This window comes from Shewanella abyssi (genome assembly GCF_023284025.1).
Taxonomy (GTDB): domain Bacteria; phylum Pseudomonadota; class Gammaproteobacteria; order Enterobacterales; family Shewanellaceae; genus Shewanella; species Shewanella abyssi.
In genome coordinates this window covers 1-18,485 of record NZ_JAKIKR010000030.1, presented here as the reverse complement: position 1 = coordinate 18,485, position 18,485 = coordinate 1, and the positions used below count along the sequence as shown (strand labels likewise).

General features: G+C 44.8%; 14 protein-coding genes and 6 tRNA genes. 16 read left to right on the top strand and 4 right to left on the bottom strand.

The annotated features are described in order from the left end of the window. Positions 1-11 precede the first annotated feature (11 nt). The 8 genes from L2755_RS13535 to L2755_RS13500 all read left to right on the top strand — a co-directional run bounded on the left by L2755_RS13535 (position 12) and on the right by L2755_RS13500 (position 5,722). A tRNA-Gln gene (locus L2755_RS13535) sits at positions 12-86 on the top strand. Between the two features lie 5 nt (positions 87-91). Further along, positions 92-168, top strand: a tRNA-Met gene (locus L2755_RS13530). Between the two features lie 204 nt (positions 169-372). Then, positions 373-457, top strand: a tRNA-Leu gene (locus tag L2755_RS13525). A gap of 50 nt (positions 458-507) precedes the next feature. After that, positions 508-582, top strand: a tRNA-Gln gene (locus L2755_RS13520). Positions 583-686: 104 nt separating this feature from the next. Continuing rightward, positions 687-771, top strand: a tRNA-Leu gene (locus L2755_RS13515). Between the two features lie 38 nt (positions 772-809). After that, positions 810-884 (top strand) — tRNA-Gln (locus tag L2755_RS13510). A 914-nt stretch (positions 885-1,798) separates the two neighbouring features. Continuing rightward, positions 1,799-4,165 (top strand): multiheme c-type cytochrome, encoded by a 2,367-nt coding sequence (locus L2755_RS13505; RefSeq protein ID WP_248981219.1) that lies wholly within the window; start codon positions 1,799-1,801, stop codon positions 4,163-4,165. 183 nt (positions 4,166-4,348) lie between these two features. Beyond that, a complete protein-coding gene (locus L2755_RS13500; RefSeq protein ID WP_248981218.1) occupies positions 4,349-5,722 on the top strand; it encodes a winged helix-turn-helix domain-containing protein in 1,374 nt (457 codons plus the stop codon). A gap of 116 nt (positions 5,723-5,838) precedes the next feature. On the opposite strand, the gene L2755_RS13495 is transcribed toward L2755_RS13500, so the two are convergent. The 3 genes from L2755_RS13495 to lolB form a co-directional block, all read right to left on the bottom strand. Next, a complete protein-coding gene (locus L2755_RS13495) occupies positions 5,839-6,786 on the bottom strand; it encodes a ribose-phosphate pyrophosphokinase (protein WP_248981217.1) in 948 nt (315 codons plus the stop codon). A 64-nt stretch (positions 6,787-6,850) separates the two neighbouring features. Then, on the bottom strand, positions 6,851-7,705 hold the full coding sequence (gene ispE / locus L2755_RS13490; RefSeq protein ID WP_248981216.1) for a 4-(cytidine 5'-diphospho)-2-C-methyl-D-erythritol kinase: 855 nt from the start codon (positions 7,703-7,705) through the stop codon (positions 6,851-6,853). Continuing rightward, positions 7,702-8,367: a lipoprotein insertase outer membrane protein LolB gene (lolB, locus tag L2755_RS13485; protein ID WP_248981215.1), complete on the bottom strand. Its 666-nt coding sequence runs from the start codon at positions 8,365-8,367 to the stop codon at positions 7,702-7,704. Before lolB ends, ispE begins: the two co-directional genes overlap by 4 nt. Positions 8,368-8,635: 268 nt before the next feature. On the opposite strand from lolB, the gene hemA reads away from it, so the two are divergent. From hemA to prmC, 3 genes are read left to right on the top strand one after another with little or no spacing between them, the layout of a single operon-like run. Continuing rightward, complete coding sequence (gene hemA / locus L2755_RS13480) at positions 8,636-9,886, top strand: glutamyl-tRNA reductase (RefSeq protein WP_248981214.1); 1,251 nt, start codon at positions 8,636-8,638, stop codon at positions 9,884-9,886. A gap of 13 nt (positions 9,887-9,899) precedes the next feature. Beyond that, complete coding sequence (prfA, locus tag L2755_RS13475; RefSeq protein ID WP_248981213.1) at positions 9,900-10,985, top strand: peptide chain release factor 1; 1,086 nt, start codon at positions 9,900-9,902, stop codon at positions 10,983-10,985. 42 nt (positions 10,986-11,027) lie between these two features. Next, positions 11,028-11,870, top strand: a complete 843-nt coding sequence (gene prmC / locus L2755_RS13470) for a peptide chain release factor N(5)-glutamine methyltransferase (RefSeq protein ID WP_248981212.1) — start codon at positions 11,028-11,030, stop codon at positions 11,868-11,870. Positions 11,871-11,915: 45 nt separating this feature from the next. Here the strand turns inward: prmC and L2755_RS13465 are convergent, their stop codons facing one another. Continuing rightward, positions 11,916-12,341, bottom strand: coding sequence for a GNAT family N-acetyltransferase (locus L2755_RS13465; RefSeq protein WP_248981211.1), 426 nt, complete (start codon positions 12,339-12,341; stop codon positions 11,916-11,918). A 235-nt stretch (positions 12,342-12,576) separates the two neighbouring features. On the opposite strand from L2755_RS13465, the gene L2755_RS13460 reads away from it, so the two are divergent. From L2755_RS13460 to L2755_RS13440, 5 genes are all read left to right on the top strand, one after another. Continuing rightward, a complete protein-coding gene (locus L2755_RS13460) occupies positions 12,577-12,972 on the top strand; it encodes a SirB2 family protein (RefSeq protein WP_248981210.1) in 396 nt (131 codons plus the stop codon). A gap of 8 nt (positions 12,973-12,980) precedes the next feature. Then, positions 12,981-13,760 carry a transglutaminase family protein gene (locus tag L2755_RS13455; RefSeq protein ID WP_248981209.1) on the top strand — a complete coding sequence of 260 codons (780 nt, stop codon included), beginning with the start codon at positions 12,981-12,983 and terminating at the stop codon, positions 13,758-13,760. 159 nt (positions 13,761-13,919) lie between these two features. After that, positions 13,920-15,188 carry a DUF819 family protein gene (locus L2755_RS13450; RefSeq protein ID WP_248981208.1) on the top strand — a complete coding sequence of 423 codons (1,269 nt, stop codon included), beginning with the start codon at positions 13,920-13,922 and terminating at the stop codon, positions 15,186-15,188. A 71-nt stretch (positions 15,189-15,259) separates the two neighbouring features. Further along, a complete protein-coding gene (gene kdsA, locus L2755_RS13445) occupies positions 15,260-16,108 on the top strand; it encodes a 3-deoxy-8-phosphooctulonate synthase (protein WP_248981207.1) in 849 nt (282 codons plus the stop codon). A 242-nt stretch (positions 16,109-16,350) separates the two neighbouring features. After that, positions 16,351-17,910, top strand: a complete 1,560-nt coding sequence (locus L2755_RS13440; protein ID WP_248981206.1) for an AbgT family transporter — start codon at positions 16,351-16,353, stop codon at positions 17,908-17,910. Positions 17,911-18,485: the final 575 nt, after the last annotated feature.

Here is an 18,485-nt window from a genome sequence, read left to right as displayed (position 1 = left end):
CAAAGATTAATTGGGATATCGCCAAGCGGTAAGGCACCGGGTTTTGATCTCGGCATTCCCAGGTTCAAATCCTGGTATCCCAGCCATCTTTGGCAATGTAGCTCAGCTGGTTAGAGCACAGCACTCATAATGCTGGGGTCGCAGGTTCAAGTCCCGCCATTGCTACCATCTTTCTCAAGATGTAAAATATGAGTTTGTAGCAATGACGGTACGTAAGTCCCGGCAATATGGCTACCATCTTTCTCAAGATGTAAAATATGAGCCATCTTAATCTAGATGTAAAACCTGATGCAGTGCGGGAGTGGTGGATGTTGATATTAGACACGCTATGACTAAGTGCCATCTTAATCTAGATGTAAAAATTGATGCAGTGCGGGAGTGGTGGAATTGGTAGACACGCCAGATTTAGGTTCTGGTGCCGTAAGGTGTGAGAGTTCAAGTCTCTCTTCCCGTACCATTTATTTTAAAGTAATGAGTTTTTACTTGTTATTAGCAACAAAGATTAATTGGGATATCGCCAAGCGGTAAGGCACCGGGTTTTGATCTCGGCATTCCCAGGTTCAAATCCTGGTATCCCAGCCATTTTTAAAAAGGTTGATTTATTGACCTTGTCGGAATAGTGACTAGACAATTTTATTGTCCCAGGCTATAAAGATGAAGCAAGGCAACTTGCAGTAAGATTCGATGCGGGAGTGGTGGAATTGGTAGACACGCCAGATTTAGGTTCTGGTGCCGTAAGGTGTGAGAGTTCAAGTCTCTCTTCCCGTACCATCGAATTTTAGTACTAAAGTTAATTACAAAGAGTTAATTGGGATATCGCCAAGCGGTAAGGCACCGGGTTTTGATCTCGGCATTCCCAGGTTCAAATCCTGGTATCCCAGCCAAACACAGAAAGCCCGTCTTAATAGACGGGCTTTTTGCTTTCCTAAATTCCTCTTTCTATGCAATTCAATAAGCCCAATATGACTTTAGGCTGTAATACCAATACCAATACCAATACCAATACCAATACCAATATTCAATAGCGCTATTGCCACCTCAATCAGAACGTCTATACCCCAACGACCTCAATATGCAGGATTCAGCATGTAGAGAAGTGACAGAGTTCAAGGCTGGATTTTACAGTTTTATATGGCTTGGTAATATAAGCTTCGTGTATGTGTACGCTGCTGTCGGTACATGATAACCCTCTCAGCCCTCGGTGAGGTGCTGGCGCATTGTGATGCATATAAAGCTGAGGTGCATCGTTATAGCGATGCTTTGGCTTTAAACTTCCCTCTAGTTATCATTAGGTAGCTCTTACCCTGCAGGGGCTAATTTCCCTTATAAACAGATACCTTCTTCTTAATGCATACATCACTAATGACAATAGTGACAAGCTTTAGATAATTGTTGAGCGATTATCACTGCTGGTGCATACAAAGGCTGCGTCAAAGTAGGTCATTTATCGGGATTAATAGGGTTAATGCTGTAACTGTTGCAGTGATTTGAGTTGGCAAACCAGAGTGAAATCCTAATGCTTGGTAATAAATCAGCCTTTTGTTAACTTTTGTTAGCTAGGTTAGTGCTAACAATCACGCTTTTCCTTTGGTATTTAACTTAAGCTCAACACTAAAGAACTGTTCTGCATCCTTAGTGTTACTTCTTGTTATCCGTTCTGGCTTTGTTTGTGCTGTATTTCTCGTTAATCGGTTTGCCTGTAAATGCAACCGAGGTTGTCACACTTTAATTTCAATCATTTAGTTACATTTCATTTGCCCCAAAAAAGAGGGCTAAATAAAAGTGAGTGGAACAGATGATGAAAAGAGTCAATGTAAAAGTTGCTACATTAGCAGCCGTCATTGGACTGGCCTTAACGGGTTGTTCTGGTGATGATGGACAAAATGGTAAAGATGGCACACCCGGTACACCCGGAACTCCTGGGCAACCAGGCATACCAGTTGCAGGAGATGCCAAGGCATTAACTGTCGCGGTAGATAAGATAGTTGTTGGGGCACAGTCTGATATTACGTTTACAGTAACTAATGAAAAAGATCTTCCTGTCGTAGGCTTAGAAAAATTTGGCTTTATACTCTCAGGGCTTGAACAAGGCACTCAAGGCGATGCTAATAACTGGAAGTTACTTAGCTCTGAAGCATGTCCTGCTAGCAAGTACTCTAAGTGTGGTAGCTTGCTTGATAATAAAGACGGTACTTATACCTATAGCTTTGAAAAAGATGTTACAGCAGAAACTGCTTTTACTATCACAGATGAAAAGACATTACGGTTAGTGCTAAGAACCGGTGGCGAGGCAGTAGGCGCAACTGAGTTAAGTTATGCGAATATGCACTATGACTTTAGAGGCGAAGGTCTAGAGCCGCTCTACACTAAGAATGTGGTCAACAACCAAAACTGCGTTAGCTGTCATGATGATTTCACTATCCATGGCGGTAAGTACACTGAAGTCGAAACATGCGCTGCTTGCCATGCGGACAACAAAGTCAGTGACATCAGTAAAGTATTTCCAATGCTAGCCCATGATGTACACATCGGAGTGATCCCAGCTCCTGTGGGCGGTTGTGATAACTGCCATGCTGAAAATGAGCAAGCCACTGATTTTGCAAACTGGAAGAACGTCCCGACTCAGGAAACGTGTATTACCTGCCATACAGACGTTAACTTTAAAGAAGGCGTTGGCCACTGGCCGTATCAGGACAATGCACAATGTGCCAGTTGTCATACGGCAGATACCCTCGAGATGGTGCATTTGTCTACCTATAAAGGTCAGAACGAGCGCCGTGAAAACCTTCACCTAACGGTGACTGAAGCTAAGATGGTTGATGCTCCAGAAGCACAAGCCAACATCGATGCCAACTTAGATACGGATAAGACTGGCTATGTACAGCTGACAGTCGATATTTTGGACAAAAATGGTAACACGCGTAATGAGCAGTTAGATCTGGTTAAGTACATGTATTACGCCGAGTTCTATATCAACTGGGGCGGCCAGGATATGGGCATGGATCGTGGTAAGGTACTGCGCGTTCATACCAATAAAGAAAACTTCCCAGGCTATGTAGATAAGCCAATCGTGCTTAACTATGAAAATGGTAAGACGACGTTTGAAATCGGTCCATTCGATCTTGAAGATGATTTCGATGGTGATTTAAATGATGGCTACGGCATGGTCACGCCGCGTATCTGGTTCTGTGTCGACAAAGATGGTGAAACAATTCAGGACTGTGATGGCGAAACTGATTGGAGTAACGGTGCAGCAGGTTATAACTGGCAACACTTCTTCAATAAGCAAGGCATGTTGGAAGAGCGTCCACGTCGTCAGATCGTGACCAACGAGCTGTGTGGCGACTGTCATGGTACCACTACCTCAGATGATGGTTTTGTACAGATGACGTTGAACTGTCGTAGCTGTCACTCTGTCGTCAAGAACGATAGCACTTACTTCGCTACTACCTGCGCCTCTGGCTCGGTCGATTCCGATGGTGATGGCTCTTTAGACCCAATGGTTATGATGAAGAATCTGATGCCACGCGGTGAGCGTGACTGGACGACTGCATCGAATGCCGGTGAAGAGTGTGTGGCTTGTCATAACGCCAGCAACATGCCAACTCAGGTCATCCGTAATTCGCAAACCAAGCAAGGTGATGAGGATTATATTGAACAGCTGACGATGAGTCACCCTGATCAGAAAGTATGGATCCATGCAATGCATGCCAACAACCGTGCTAACCAAAGTGGTGAAGGTTGGAAGCGTAATGTTGAGTACTCGGCAGATCTCGCTAACTGTACTAAATGTCATATCGAAGATAGCTACGACGCTAAATACCTAGTGGGCCGCAAGCCGTTGGCACTGGATCTTGATTACATGGATACCTATGACGGTCTAGACCCTGCAAATGGTAAAGACACTAGCGGTAACAAGCGTTATGCCGTCGATGCAGTTGCAGATGCTTTTGTATCGCCTACCGCTGCTGTATGTTTGAGCTGTCATGGTAAGCGCGCCGCGGAAGAGGGTGAAGACCGCCGTCAAGTCCGCAAAGATGTGGTTAGTCACATGAAGCAAAATGGCGCTCAGTTCGGTGTCGAACTTGGTCAGTACACTGGCGAAGAGTCATGTGCTGTATGTCATGATCTAAACAACCTAAAGGAATCTCATAACCTGAAATAAAGCTCTCATCCCTGCAATATTTTTTGGCCCTAGCATTTTGCTAGGGTCTTTTTTTACGGGGATCACAAATATTAACAAAGCAGCAATTGTTTAATCAGAACTCAGCATTGCGTCCGGTTTAGCATTAACAAAATAGCTTAGAATGTTGTTTGGGGACCTACTAAAAGTAGTAGAGGTTAGGTTGTGAATATTACTGAATTTTTAATTATTGATTTAGATGCCAGAGAGTTAGTTGATATCAAGAACTCGACTCGCTGCGCATTATCATTAGCAGAGCTAGAAGTACTAAAAAGCTTAGTCAACCATGTGGGGGAAGTGGTTAGCAAAGAGACACTTAATAACGCAGGCTGGCCTGACAGAGTGGTGGCACCCTCATCGTTGACCCAGTGTATGAGCAGCTTACGAAAAAAGCTCGCTGGCCAAACAGGTATTGAGTTAAAAAACATCCCTCGCTACGGCTATAGCTTATGCATTATTGAACATGCTGAGGATGTAACACCTGCGATTGTCGACCCCGTCAGCGGTTTAGAAAAACGAGTATCAGATAAGGCCAGCACGTCGCGTTCAACTCCAGCAAGCCCAAAAAACGCTAAATTTGCAGTTGGGATAGCCGTATCCAAACTGATGAACTATCACTTTATAGGAATAGCTGCTGTAGTGATGTTTGTCGCAGGGTTGCACTTCTCGGGTGGACTTAAAGTCATCGTAAATCAGCTTTCTGTACTCACTGAGCCAGATGTGGCGTCAATCAGCCAAAAGCACTTTTCATTGGCACAAAGCCCCTCGCTACTTAATGCAGTACAGTTAGATAATCAACTCAAAGAGACCATTTCCGCTGAACGAGTTGTCGGTAATTGGTTTAATTATGAGGGTGTTTTCCAAAACGCTACCGAAAAACAATTGTTTACTTTTGATAATGGCCGCTATGAATCAGTCGCCTTGTGTAATGAGTTCGATGGAGTTTGTAATGATAAGCAGCCGCTTAACCTGGTTCGATCTGTTAATGCGCCGACGGCGCCATTGGACATTCAATGGTTAGCGGATACCAAGCTGAGAATGGAGCAGGTGACCTACAATAATATTCTATTAGATGAATTTGAACCTACCGATAAAGGTTTGATTGAAGATGTATTTCGTGCCGACGTGTACTATTACTCCGAGAGTAAGAATGTCGTGCGCGCAGATGTCAGGTTATCATTGATTTTCGATTCATTGAATCGAGGCAAGCTAGTTGCAGCGGCATGTATTACCGATGATATGCTCAAAGATATCTCAATTCGCTATCAGTTTAGCGGCGACTTCAAGCTAACTAAAAGTCAGGTCGATGGCAAAGCGGTCAATACTTTCCTTGTTGATATAAAAGAGCGCTCGTTCACCAGTCCACAACAGATATCAAAAGAGTCTGCAACCATCTACCGGGAGATCCGCAAAAATGTGCTGCAAAATGAGCGCATGGTCATCAGGCAACTTTATCAAGATGATGATAGTGGCGTGTGGATGCTGCCACTATGGGGTGAGACGATGGTTTGGGCTCATCGAGAGCAGGTGTCACTTTAAGCTGAAGCCTAGCGCAGAGCACTTAATTAAAAGATGCAGACAAAAAAACGCACTCAATTGAGTGCGTTTTTTTATGTCAGCGTAAGCCTAATCACATTCTGCTATTCAAATAGCGATTAGTGCTTAAACATTGCCGAGATAGACTCTTCGTTGCTTACGCGACGAATCGCTTCTGCCATTACGGTAGACATTGTCAGTTGAGTGACTTTCTCAAGTGCCTCTATTTCAGGACTCAATGGAATCGTATCTGTCACTATCACTTGATCAATAACTGATTCAGCGATGTTCTTAGCAGCGTTGCCTGAGAATACTGGGTGAGTTGCATAAGCGAATACGCGGTTTGCACCGTGCTCTTTTAGCGCTTCAGCCGCTTTACAAAGTGTTCCGCCCGTATCAATCATGTCATCAACGATGATGCAATCACGACCCTGAACATCACCAATAATATGCATAACCTGTGAAACGTTTGCCTTTGGACGACGCTTATCGATGATAGCTAGATCTGAATCATCAAGCAGCTTCGCGATTGCACGAGCACGTACAACGCCACCGATATCGGGTGAAACAACCACAGGGTTGTCTAGGTTCTTAGATAACATATCTTCCAATAACACAGGGCTACCGAAAACGTTATCAACTGGAACATCGAAGAACCCTTGAATTTGCTCAGCATGCAGGTCACAAGTCAATACGCGGTCAACGCCAACGCTTGATAGGAAGTCTGCAACAACTTTAGCAGTAATAGGTACACGAGCGCTACGAACGCGACGGTCTTGACGCGCATAACCAAAGTAAGGGATAACGGCTGTAATACGACCAGCAGATGCACGACGAAGCGCATCAACCATAACGATCAGTTCCATTAAGTTATCGTTAGTTGGAGCACAAGTAGATTGAATGATGAATACATCCGCACCACGTACATTTTCATTTATCTGGACACTGATTTCGCCATCACTGAAAACGCCTACATCTGCGTCTCCAAGTTTGCAAAATAGACGATCAGCTATCTTCTTAGCGAGACAAGGTGTTGCGTTACCGGCAAAAAGTTTAATGTCAGGCACTGTATGAACCTCAGGCGTATGCTTCATGATAGTGGCTGGGACTAAAAAGGTATCCCAGATGTGGTTAATGCTGAGCTAATCTCAGCATTAACGGTGATTTATTTAATCCTTTGGCAACAAAGCCATTTATCGATGCTGGTAGTATCGCCAAGACATCTTTAGCTTGTTGCTCTTGCTCGAATTGACCGAAAACACATGCTCCCGTTCCAGTCATTCTTGACGGCGCATATTCTAGCAGCCACGCTAAGGTCTTGGCAACTTGGGGGTAGCGTTTTACGACCAGTTCTTGGCAGTCATTCCGCCAAGGCTTGCTCATTAAAGATTCAAGTGTGAGCTTGGGCGTATTACGTGGCAGTTGAGGGTCTTGGAAAACCTCGGCGGTGGATACATGCACATCGGGGACTAACACAAGGTACCAAGGTTCGCTCGGAGCAACATCTTTTAATCGTTCACCGACACCTTCGGCAAAAGCGGAAAAACCATTAATAAAAACAGGCACATCGGCTCCGAGCGCTAAGCCTATTTTGGCCAGTTCCTTAGGGGGTAAACCCGTTCCCCATAGTGCATTTAGCGCCACTAATGTGGTTGCTGCATCAGATGAACCGCCCCCCAAACCGCCCCCCATAGGTAAGCGTTTATCCAACCAAATTTCAGCGCCTAGTTGGCATTGTGTGTGCTCTTTTAATGATTTTGCGGCTCGCAGAATTAAGTTATCGCTATCAGCGACAGCGCCGGACATATTTGAATGCAATATCAAGCTCGGCTTGTCTGTGACTTTAAAATCGAGGTAATCACAATGATCTACAAATTGAAACAGCGTCTGTAATTCATGGTAACCGTCGTCTCGGCGCCCGTTGACGTGCAAGAAAAGGTTGAGTTTGGCCGGCGCGGGCCAACCTAAAGAGAGTGGGGCGGTCATAACGAGGGCTCACTAGAGTTTGATTGTGGACGATTTGTCACGGATGTATCTTCTGGGGCGAGAGCTTGCCATTGGTTTATCTGTATTTTAAGTCGAATGTCATCACGCTTTAAATTAAGCAGTCGAGGTAGCTCCGCCCCGCTCTGGGTTTGCCAACTCTTGAAGTCGACCTTCCAAGGGGGAAACTGTGTGGCGTTCACGATGCTTAACGGGCGGTTTTGTGCATCTTGGCTTACTAGTTCGTCGTCACTACTGAGTTGGCCGGTAATCCAAAGTGGTAAGGCATCAATGGGAATCGTCCAGCCGGTGATGCGATTGAGCAAGCGTTGAGCGTCGGTGTCGGTGTAGGTTTTACCGTCGAGCTCTAATATTGTATCGCCTCGAGTGCTGGTTAGACTTAACACTGTGGTGCCCAGCATGGTGGTGAGCTTTAATTCATTAGAGGATTGAGTGTGTAACCAATACAAATTGGTACTAAATTTATCATCAGCTGTGCGCACGGCTAACTTGCCCTGCATTTCCCACGCTTGGGCGTGTTCAACCTGCTCGACAGAGACGGGAACTAAGTTGTCTGGTATGGTAGTTGAGCAACCGCTAATGAAAATAAAGCTCAATATCACCCATGCATAAGTGTTTTTTGTGATGCTGCTCAAGTTATTCATCTATTACTGATATAAAAGAGCCCTTATGATACGAGGGCTTGGATAAATTACCAATGCCCATATGCAAAAATAACTATTTGTACAATGCTTATTATCGTTAATGTGTGTCGTATCTATGTAGAAATAGTTAAAAGAGTGACGCTAATTGAAAAAATGGGCAACAACAGAGATTATTATTCGGTTTTGTTAAGCGTATTCTGTTTTTAACAAAGCCAATTCATTAGAATGGCACCAATAATAAGATGCCCAAGAGTCCAGAACGAGTAAAATGAGCCTTGTAGCAATCGGAATAAATCATAAAACGGCCACGGTCGACCTACGCGAGAAAGTCGCATTTGCGCCAGACAAAATTCATGATGCCATGAAGAGTCTAGCGTCACGCACTCAATCGGGCGAAGCCGTCATTATCTCCACCTGTAATCGGACCGAACTTTACTGTAATAATGGTGAAGAGAGCGACATTGTCCAATGGTTGGAAGAATATCATCAACTTTCTCATGCAGATGTTGAACCTTGCCTGTATCAATATAAAGATCAGGAAGCGGTTAAGCATTTGATGCGTGTCTCTGCAGGACTAGACTCGCTGATCCTAGGTGAACCTCAAATCTTAGGGCAAGTTAAGCAATCTTTTGTTAAAGCAAAAGAAGCCGGCACTGTTGCAGCCACAATGGACCGGTTATTTCAAAATACCTTTTCAGTTGCTAAGAAAATCCGTACCGAAACAGAAATCGGCGCCGCCGCCGTTTCCGTAGCGTTTGCCGCGGTAAGCATGGCAAAGCATATCTTCTCCTCCATAGGCAGCACGCAAGTGTTACTGGTGGGCGCAGGCGAGACGATAGAGCTAGTGGCACGTCATTTAAAAGATAACGGCGTAAAGACAATGGTTGTGGCAAACCGCACTATTTCACGTGCTGAAGCCATGTGTGAAGAGTTTGGCGCGACGGCAATTACCTTAGAACAGATCCCAGATTTTCTCCCTAAGGCCGATATCGTGATATCCTCTACGGCTAGCCCATTACCGATCATTGGTAAAGGCATGGTAGAAAAAGCGCTTAAGCAGCGTCGTCATCAACCTATGTTGTTGGTAGATATAGCAGTTCCTCGTGATATTGAGGCTGAAGTAGCGGATCTGGATGATGCGTTCCTATACACCGTCGATGACCTGCAAAGCATCATTGAACAGAATATGGCTTCTCGAAGAGAAGCTGCCGAGCAAGCAGAATTAATTGCAGATGATCAATCTTATCAATTTATGGAGTGGATCCGCTCATTAGAGTCGGTTGACAGTATCCGTGAATATCGCACCCAGAGTATGGCGATAAAAGATGAGTTGGTAGAGCGGGCGGTCAATAAGTTGGCCCAAGGCGGTAATAGCGAACAAGTGTTGCTAGAGCTTGCCAATAAGCTAACCAATAAATTGATCCATGCCCCGACCCAAGCGCTTACCGCTGCGAGTCGCCGAGGGGATCTCAACTCTCTTGGACAATTAAGGACTATGCTCGGACTAGATAAAGACTAAGGTTAGCGTTTTAATGAAGGACAGTGTGATTCGCAAGCTTGAAGGCTTGCTTGAACGTAATGAAGAAGTGTTGGCGCTACTGAGCGATGCGGGTGTTATTGCCGATCAGGAGCGTTTTCGCGCCTTGTCTAAAGAATATTCTCAGTTAGAGGATGTTGTCAGTACTTTTAAATCTTTTCAGCAAGCCGAGGAAGATCTCGAGTCAGCTAAAGAGATGATGGAAGAGGATGATGCTGAGCTTAAAGAGATGGCTCAAGAAGAGTACAAAATAGCTAAAACAGCTATTGCTGGATTTGAAGATGAGCTGCAAATTCTCTTGCTGCCAAAAGATCCTAATGATGATAACAACTGCTTTATTGAGATCCGTGCGGGTGCAGGTGGTGATGAAGCGGCTATTTTCGCTGGCGACCTGTTCCGTATGTACAGTAAATACGTTGAAAGTAAGCGCTGGCAGTTAGAAGTCATGAGCAGCAACGAAGGTGAGCATGGCGGCTTTAAAGAGGTCATCGCTAAAGTCAGCGGTGAAGGCGTATACGGACAATTGAAGTTTGAGTCTGGCGGACACCGCGTTCAACGCGTGCCAGAAACTGAGTCTCAAGGTCGGGTACACACCTCGGCATGTACCGTGGTTGTGTTGCCTGAAGTTCCTGAATCAGAAGCCATCGAAATCAATAAAGGCGATTTGAAAGTTGATACTTTCAGAGCGTCGGGTGCCGGCGGACAGCACGTCAACAAAACTGATTCAGCTATTCGTCTTACGCATATCCCAACGGGTATTGTGGTCGAGTGTCAAGACCAGCGCTCACAGCATAAGAACCGTGCTCAAGCGATGAGTGTGCTTACTGCCCGTATTCAAGCTGTAGAAGATGAAAAGCGTCGTAGCGCCGAAGAAAGTACCCGCCGTAACTTAGTCGGTAGTGGTGATCGTTCTGAGCGTATTCGCACTTACAACTTCCCTCAAGGTCGAGTCAGTGAGCATCGCATCAACCTAACCCTCTATCGCTTAAATGAGTTTATGGAAGGTGATTTGGATGTTGTTCTTGAACCGCTGATCCTAGAAAACCAAGCCGATATGCTTGCAGCTCTTGGCGAAGGCTAACTGTTACTCAGTTCTATCATATTCGATGAATAAGGACATTCCTTGCAATTGACTATATCTGGGGCCCTTAAATGGGCCTCTTCTCAGTTAGACACTATTTCGGATTCAGCCTCGTTAGATGCTGAAGTTATGCTGCTGCATATTATCAATAAGCCGCGTAGCTATATCTACACCTGGCCAGAAAGAAGCTTAGAGTCAGCACAAGTCTCAGAGTTTAAGCAGATGCTAGCAAAGCGTATTAGTGGTAACCCCATCGCCCATATCGTTGGCGAAAGGGAGTTTTGGTCGCTGCCGTTTAGAGTGAATCCCACCACCTTAATCCCAAGACCTGATACAGAAATATTAGTCGAAACTGCTTTAAATTTACCATTAGCTGCAAATGCGCGGGTATTGGATTTAGGCACGGGTACCGGCGCGATTGCATTGTCATTGGCCCATGAGCGTAACGAGTGGCAGGTGTGCGCCATCGATAAAGTCGAAGAAGCAGTGGCACTGGCGATTGAAAACCGCATTAACTTAAAGCTGGAGCAAGTGGATGTATTCCAAAGCGATTGGTTTGATGCGGTTGAGTACTATGACTTCAACTTGATTGTGTCTAACCCGCCCTATATTGACGAAGAGGATGAACATCTTTCTCAAGGCGATGTGCGGTTCGAGCCACAAAGTGCCCTAACTGCGCCGCAAAAAGGCTTTGCCGACTTGTTTCATATTGCTGATTGCGCCCGAGATTACCTAGCACCGGGCGGATACTTGTTACTTGAACATGGTTACCAGCAAGCTATAGAGCTTAGAGAAAAGTTGATTGAACTTGGCTATGAGAACGTGGCCACAGTGCGGGATTTTGGCAGTAATGACCGTTGTACGTTAGGGCGTTGGCCAAGATAGTGTCACTTTAACTCGCAATAATAAAGGCACTTTTAAAGTGCCTTTTTATTTTTTAAGTGCAGATAATGGCTTTACCATGAAATATTTACAGCCCGTTGCAGGATAAGCTAATTGAGTCCACTTAACTTGATAACCTCTGGCTTCATAAAAAGGTTTGGCCTGAAAGTTAAGCGTATCGAGCAGTGCAAATTTACAACCTTTAGAGTGTGCAATACTCTCAGCTTCGGCTAATAATTGGTGACCAATTTTCTGCCCCCGCAAACTTTCAGATACCCATAAATTATCAATCATCAGCCAGTTGCCAAAAGTCCTTCCTGAAAAGCCGGCTAACAGTTCACCTGTTTCACTCTCAAGCTTTAATCCAAGTGGTAGCCTTTCAGATACCTCCCAGTGTTGCCAATTAAACTCCGCTATTTTGTCTTTTACTGCTTGGAAAAATACTGGGCTGTCATCAAAGGTGAACTGACTCATTATTTTGGTGTTCCTGCCTGTTATTTTTTACATTTATAGTATACGAACTCAGTGTTAAAAAAGTGGAACAGGAAAGAAATCTTTTATTTGCTGGAGATTAAACTAACCAGCAGTAAAAATCACTGCGATGCTGGCTAATTATTGCGCACTCCATCGTAATACCATTACCTGATATTGGTTATGGTTAAGGGGATCGGGTACACTAGCGCCTTTGTCGGCCAAAAGACCTAAAATCATGGAAACGTTCTATAGTTTGTACCCTGTGTTTAAGCATACTCACATGACGTTTGTAGCGTTAAGCGTATTGTTTTTTATTGTGCGTTTTTCTCTTCATTTACGTCAATCTCCGATAATGGATAAGAAATTGGTTAAGATAGCGCCACACGTTATCGATACCTTGCTGCTTTTGTCTGGATTGATTTTGTGCTTCTCAATTAAACAGTATCCATTTGTTGATCCCTGGATGACTGAAAAGTTTAGTGCCGTTGTTGCTTATATCTTGCTAGCGACCATCGCACTGAAAGCCAATCGTAATAAATTATTTAAAGTATTTGCTGCATTGGGCGCTTTAGGTTGGGTATTTTATGCCGCTAAACTCGCCGTGTTTAAGCAAGCTATATTATTAGGTTGAAGACTGCCTTGAAACTTAACGATTCAATTAAACTACCTGAAACTGCTTTTGAAGTTGCAGAGCATCTTGGCTTTTCAAAAGCCAAGAATGCTAACTGGGCTTGGCTTGAGCTGGCGGGTTCGGTGCTGAGCTTTTACGTTGTTGATCGTCAAGAACGTTTAGCAGGGTTACTCAATTGGTTTTATAACGACTTAGGTTTCTGTCCTCGCGAAGCGTATTACAGCGCAGAGGCTGCAGATCTCGGTAAATGCATGACCTCAAAGCAGGGTAATAGCACCACGCTAGCAACAGTGTTAATGCTACTCGCAAAGCAACTAGACCTTAAACTTGAGCCGTTACTTTTACCGGGTCAAACGGTACTCGTGAGCAAGATTGATGACGATATTCGTTATATTGATCCCTTGACTGGTAGTGAGTTTAGCAAACACCAGTTGCATATATTGGTGCGTGGTGAACTTGGTAATGCGGCAGTATTAAAGCCGAGTTACTTAAAGCCAGCGTCAGTTAAGCGTCTAGTGTCGCGCATGATCCATGAGATGAAAGCGGGCAGTATTGTTGCACACAAATTTGAGCCTGCGATGGAGTGCTGTAACTTATTACTCCAATGGCACGCAGATGATCTTAATCTCAATCGTGAACGGGCTTTTATTGCCCAGCAGTTGGGGTGTATCAGTGTGGCAACGGCCGATTTAAAGCATTTTGTCGAAAACAGCCCACATGATCCGGTCATTGAACTGGTGAAGATGCAATTGAAAGAGCTCAAAGAGAACGTTGAAACGTTCCATTAAGTATGTAAAAGGGCCTAACGGCCCTTTTTTAGTAACACCATCATTAGTATTAGAGCGCACGAATGCGCCATTAATGAAACAACAAATTGAACAGCAAGAATAATAACTAGGCAAAGTACTGTTAATAAAAGTACAGCCGCTATCAGGGAGATAGGATTAATGAGTAGTTCCGCTTCGGTCACCAGCGCATTAGTAACCAATGATGCGACAGCGCTCGGTATACTCGCCGTTGTGTTGGGTTTTGTTTTTTATACCAGCAACAGCAGCAACCATTTTTGGAAGAAGTTTTATACTTACATTCCTGCACTATTGATGTGTTATTTTCTGCCATCATTGCTAAACACCTTTAATATTATTGATGGTAACACTTCCAAGCTGTATTTCGTCGCATCACGTTATTTGTTACCCGCTTGTTTAGTGCTGCTTATTTTAAGTGTCGATCTTAAAGCGATTATGTCACTAGGCCCGAAAGCGATTATCATGTTTTTGACCGGTACGGTCGGCATTGTGATTGGCGGCCCTATCGCCCTGCTGATTGTTTCCAGTATCAACCCTGAAGTACTCGGTGTCACAGGCCCTGAGGCTGTATGGCGTGGTATGACAACGCTTGCGGGGAGTTGGATTGGCGGCGGCGCGAATCAGGCGGCAATGAAAGAGATCTACGAAGCCGGTGGTGAAATATTCTCTATCATGGTGACCGTCGATGTCATCGTGGCCAATATTTGGATGGCAGTATTGCTGTTTATGGCGTCAAAAGCCAAGGAGATCGATGCTAGAACAGGGGCTGATACGACGGCCTTAGAGGCATTGAAAGAGAAAGTTGAAAAGTACCACGCCGAGAACTCACGCATTCCGAGTCTTAATGACTTAATGATGATTGCCGCTGTTGGCTTTGGTATCACCGGCTTAGCGCATCTATTTGCCGACTTCCTAGGACCATTTTTTGAAGCTAACTACCCATGGACACGTGATTACAGCCTAACCTCTAAGTTCTTCTGGTTAATCGTCACGGTAACAACTATAGGTTTAGCGATGTCGTTCAGCCCTGTGCGTCACTTGGAAGCGGCTGGTGCATCGAAAGTCGCAACGGTATTCTTGTACATCTTGGTCGCGACTATCGGTTTACATATGGATGTGTCTAAGCTATTTGATGCTGAAAACCTGTGGTACTTTGCTATTGGTATTATTTGGATGACAGTGCACGCAAGCTTTATGCTGATTGTCGCCAAAATAATTAAAGCGCCGCTGTTTTATATGGCGGTGGGCAGTCAAGCTAACGTGGGCGGCGCAGCGTCGGCCCCTGTTGTCGCTGCAGCGTTCCACCCAGCGCTAGCGCCTGTTGGTGTGCTTCTGGCTGTGTTGGGCTATGCTTTAGGCACTTATATGGCATGGATGTGTGGTCAAATCCTGCAAATAGTCGCAACCTAGTGTAATCGGTAACAATTTAATTTGAATAATGCCAAGGCAAAGGTCTTGGCTCTGATAGAGAGAAGAGATTGATGAGCAATAAAACCATTGGTTTAGGTTCGATTGAAATCGCAAATGACAAACCTTTTGTGTTGTTTGGTGGTATGAATGTGCTCGAATCACGCGATCTTGCGATGCAGATTGCCGAGACTTACGCGGAAGTGACTCAGAAACTGGGGATCCCTTACGTCTTTAAAGCGTCATTTGATAAGGCGAATCGCTCTTCGGTTAACTCTTACCGTGGCCCCGGTATGGAAGAGGGATTGAAGATCTTTGAAGAGATCAAATCAACCTTCAACCTACCATTAATTACGGATGTACATGAAGTTGCTCAGTGTGCTCCAGTGGCTGAAGTGGTCGATATTATCCAGTTGCCAGCGTTCTTAGCACGTCAAACTGATTTGGTTGTCGCGATGGCTCAAACTGGCGCGATTATTAATGTTAAGAAGCCACAGTTCTTAGCACCTCATGAAATGCGTCATATCATTACTAAGTTTAATGAAGCGGGTAATGACAAAATCATTTTATGTGAGCGTGGTTCAAGCTTTGGTTATAACAACCTAGTGGTTGATATGCTGGGCATGGATGAGATGAAGCAATCTGGTTATCCAGTCATCTTTGATGCAACTCATGCATTACAACAACCTGGTGGACGCAGCGATAGTGCAGGTGGACGCCGCGCTCAAGCAACCGAGCTTGCTCGTAGCGGTATGGCTCTAGGGTTGGCTGGGTTATTTATTGAAGCGCACCCAGATCCTGACAATGCGAAATGTGATGGACCTTGTGCACTGCCGTTGAACCAGTTAGAAAACTATTTAACGCAGATGAAAGCGGTTGATGACCTTATTAAGTCATTTGCGCCAATCGATACCAGTAAGTAATTTTTCACTTAAAATGCGTTTACTGCTAAAGCCTCGTTGAACAACGGGGCTTTTTTTATGCCTATCTGCAATAGTGCCGTCTCTATCTATTTTAAAATCAATCGCTTAATTTAAGCTTGGGTAAAGCCGCCAATTATATCCTATCGTTTACTAAGAAATCCGCGTTGCTAAAGCTGAGCCAAATTGTACTGGCTTGGCCTATTTGGTTAGACGGATAACAACAAAATAGGTTGGATTGATATATGGCGAGTACACAAATCCCTGCAGATAACGGCGCGCAGGGTATGTTAGGTAAAGCGCTGGACGGCATTGAACGTGTGGGTAATAAGTTACCTGATCCCGCGATGTTATTTCTAATACTGATGTTTGCCGTTTGGGGGCTATCAGCACTGCTGTCGGGTGTCAGCTTTGAGGCGATAGACCCGCGCACAGACAGCCCTATTGTAGTGAACAATCTACTCAGTGCGGAAGCACTCACTCACTTCCTAACCTCCATGGTCACGACATTTACCGCCTTTGCACCACTGGGTGTTGTACTTGTTGCTATGCTCGGTGTCGGAGTTGCCGAGCATTCAGGTTTTATCAATACCGCACTTAAACAGATGCTAAAAATAACACCGGCTAAGTTTTTGACACCAGCAGTGGTGCTGGTCGGTATTGTCTCCCATACCGCCACTGACGCGGGTTACGTCGTGGTTATTCCACTCGCTGGGGTTATCTTTTTTACGGTTGGACGTCACCCATTAGCGGGTATAGCGGCGGCATTTGCTGGCGTATCGGGTGGTTTTTGCGCCAACTTCATTCCATCGGGTATCGACCCACTACTGCAAAGTTTTACCCAGTCAGCGGCGCAAATTGTTGACCCAAGTATAGAGGTAAATCCACTCAATAATTGGTTCTTTGCTGCTTCATCTTGTATTCCGATCACGCTGCTTATTTGGTGGTTAACCGACAAGGTACTCGAGCCTAGATTGAATCGAACCCATAAGGTAAACCGTGATGAAGTGGACTTGCCCGCGATGGATAAGGTCACGCCTTTAGAGTTGAAAGCATTTCGAAGTGCCTCTTTGGTGATGTTAATCGCGATAGTGGGCTTTTTCTCGCTGACTCTGCCTGAAACCTCGACTCTACGTGATAGTAATGGCTCACTTACCAGCTTTAGTGCCCCCTTGATGCAGTCTATTGTGCCGCTGATATTTATCTTTTTTATGTTGCCTGGACTCGTGTATGGCTATATTACTGGCAGTTTTAAAAACTCGAGTGATGTAGTTCAAGCAATGTCTAAATCGATGAGTGGCATGTCCCATTACATTGTAATGGCATTTTTCTGCGCTCAGTTTGTGGCAGCATTTTCGGCATCCAATCTAGGGGCACTTATAGCAGTAGAGGGGGCGAGTGGTCTTAAAGCACTTAACTTACCGGCAGAGATAACAGTAGTGGGGATGATTATACTAGTGGGTTTTGTAAACCTATTTGTTGGTTCGTCATCGGCAAAGTGGGCATTGATCGGTCCTGTACTGGTGCCGATGTTGATGCAGCTTAATATTAGCCCAGATCTGTCGCAAGCGGCTTATAGGGTTGGGGATTCAAGCTCCAATATCATTACTCCGCTGATGCCTTATTTCCCGCTAGTAGTAGTGTATTGTCAGCGCTACGTGAATAATATTGGTATCGGCACACTCATCTCGATGATGTTGCCGTTTAGTCTAGCCTTGATGACAATATGGAGTGGTTGGTTACTGCTCTATTGGTCAATAGGTTTACCGCTAGGACTCGGTTCAAGTTACAGCTATGGATTGTAATAACGGATAGTTATTCGATAATTAGCTAATAGTTAGTCGATAGTGAAACGAGGGAGAAAGCGCTTGCGCCCGCTGTTGATTTCATAAGAGTCAATCCCTCAGCGCCCCGGCGAAATTTAAACAGCGAAATTTCCAACGGGGAAGATGGGTGTTACTTGTCAGATATAGATTAACTATCTAATTTCTTAGTCTTAAACTGAAAACTCAGATGCCGAGAGTTTACGCTTTTCGAAACCAGTGTAGATACGGCCGTGGCCATCTATGACATGGATGTCATGGTCGAGCTTCCATGGACCTTTTCTTTTATAAAGAGTTGCAGCGAGTCTCTGCAGTATCTGCACATACGCCGACCGCAGGTCATTGGAACCACTTCGGGTTGAAGCTAAATCGTTACTGCCCCGAAACAACTTAGAGCTAATTCAATTCGTCACTCCAGTAACGCTTCTGGACTGGAGTCTAGCGATCTTTGCTTTGTATTTGGAGTAAGGGTCAACGATCTGCAGCCAATGCGCTAGTGTCTTTGCAAGCCGCCGTAAAATCTTCCCTGATGGCTCTGCTAAATCATCCCTGATTTA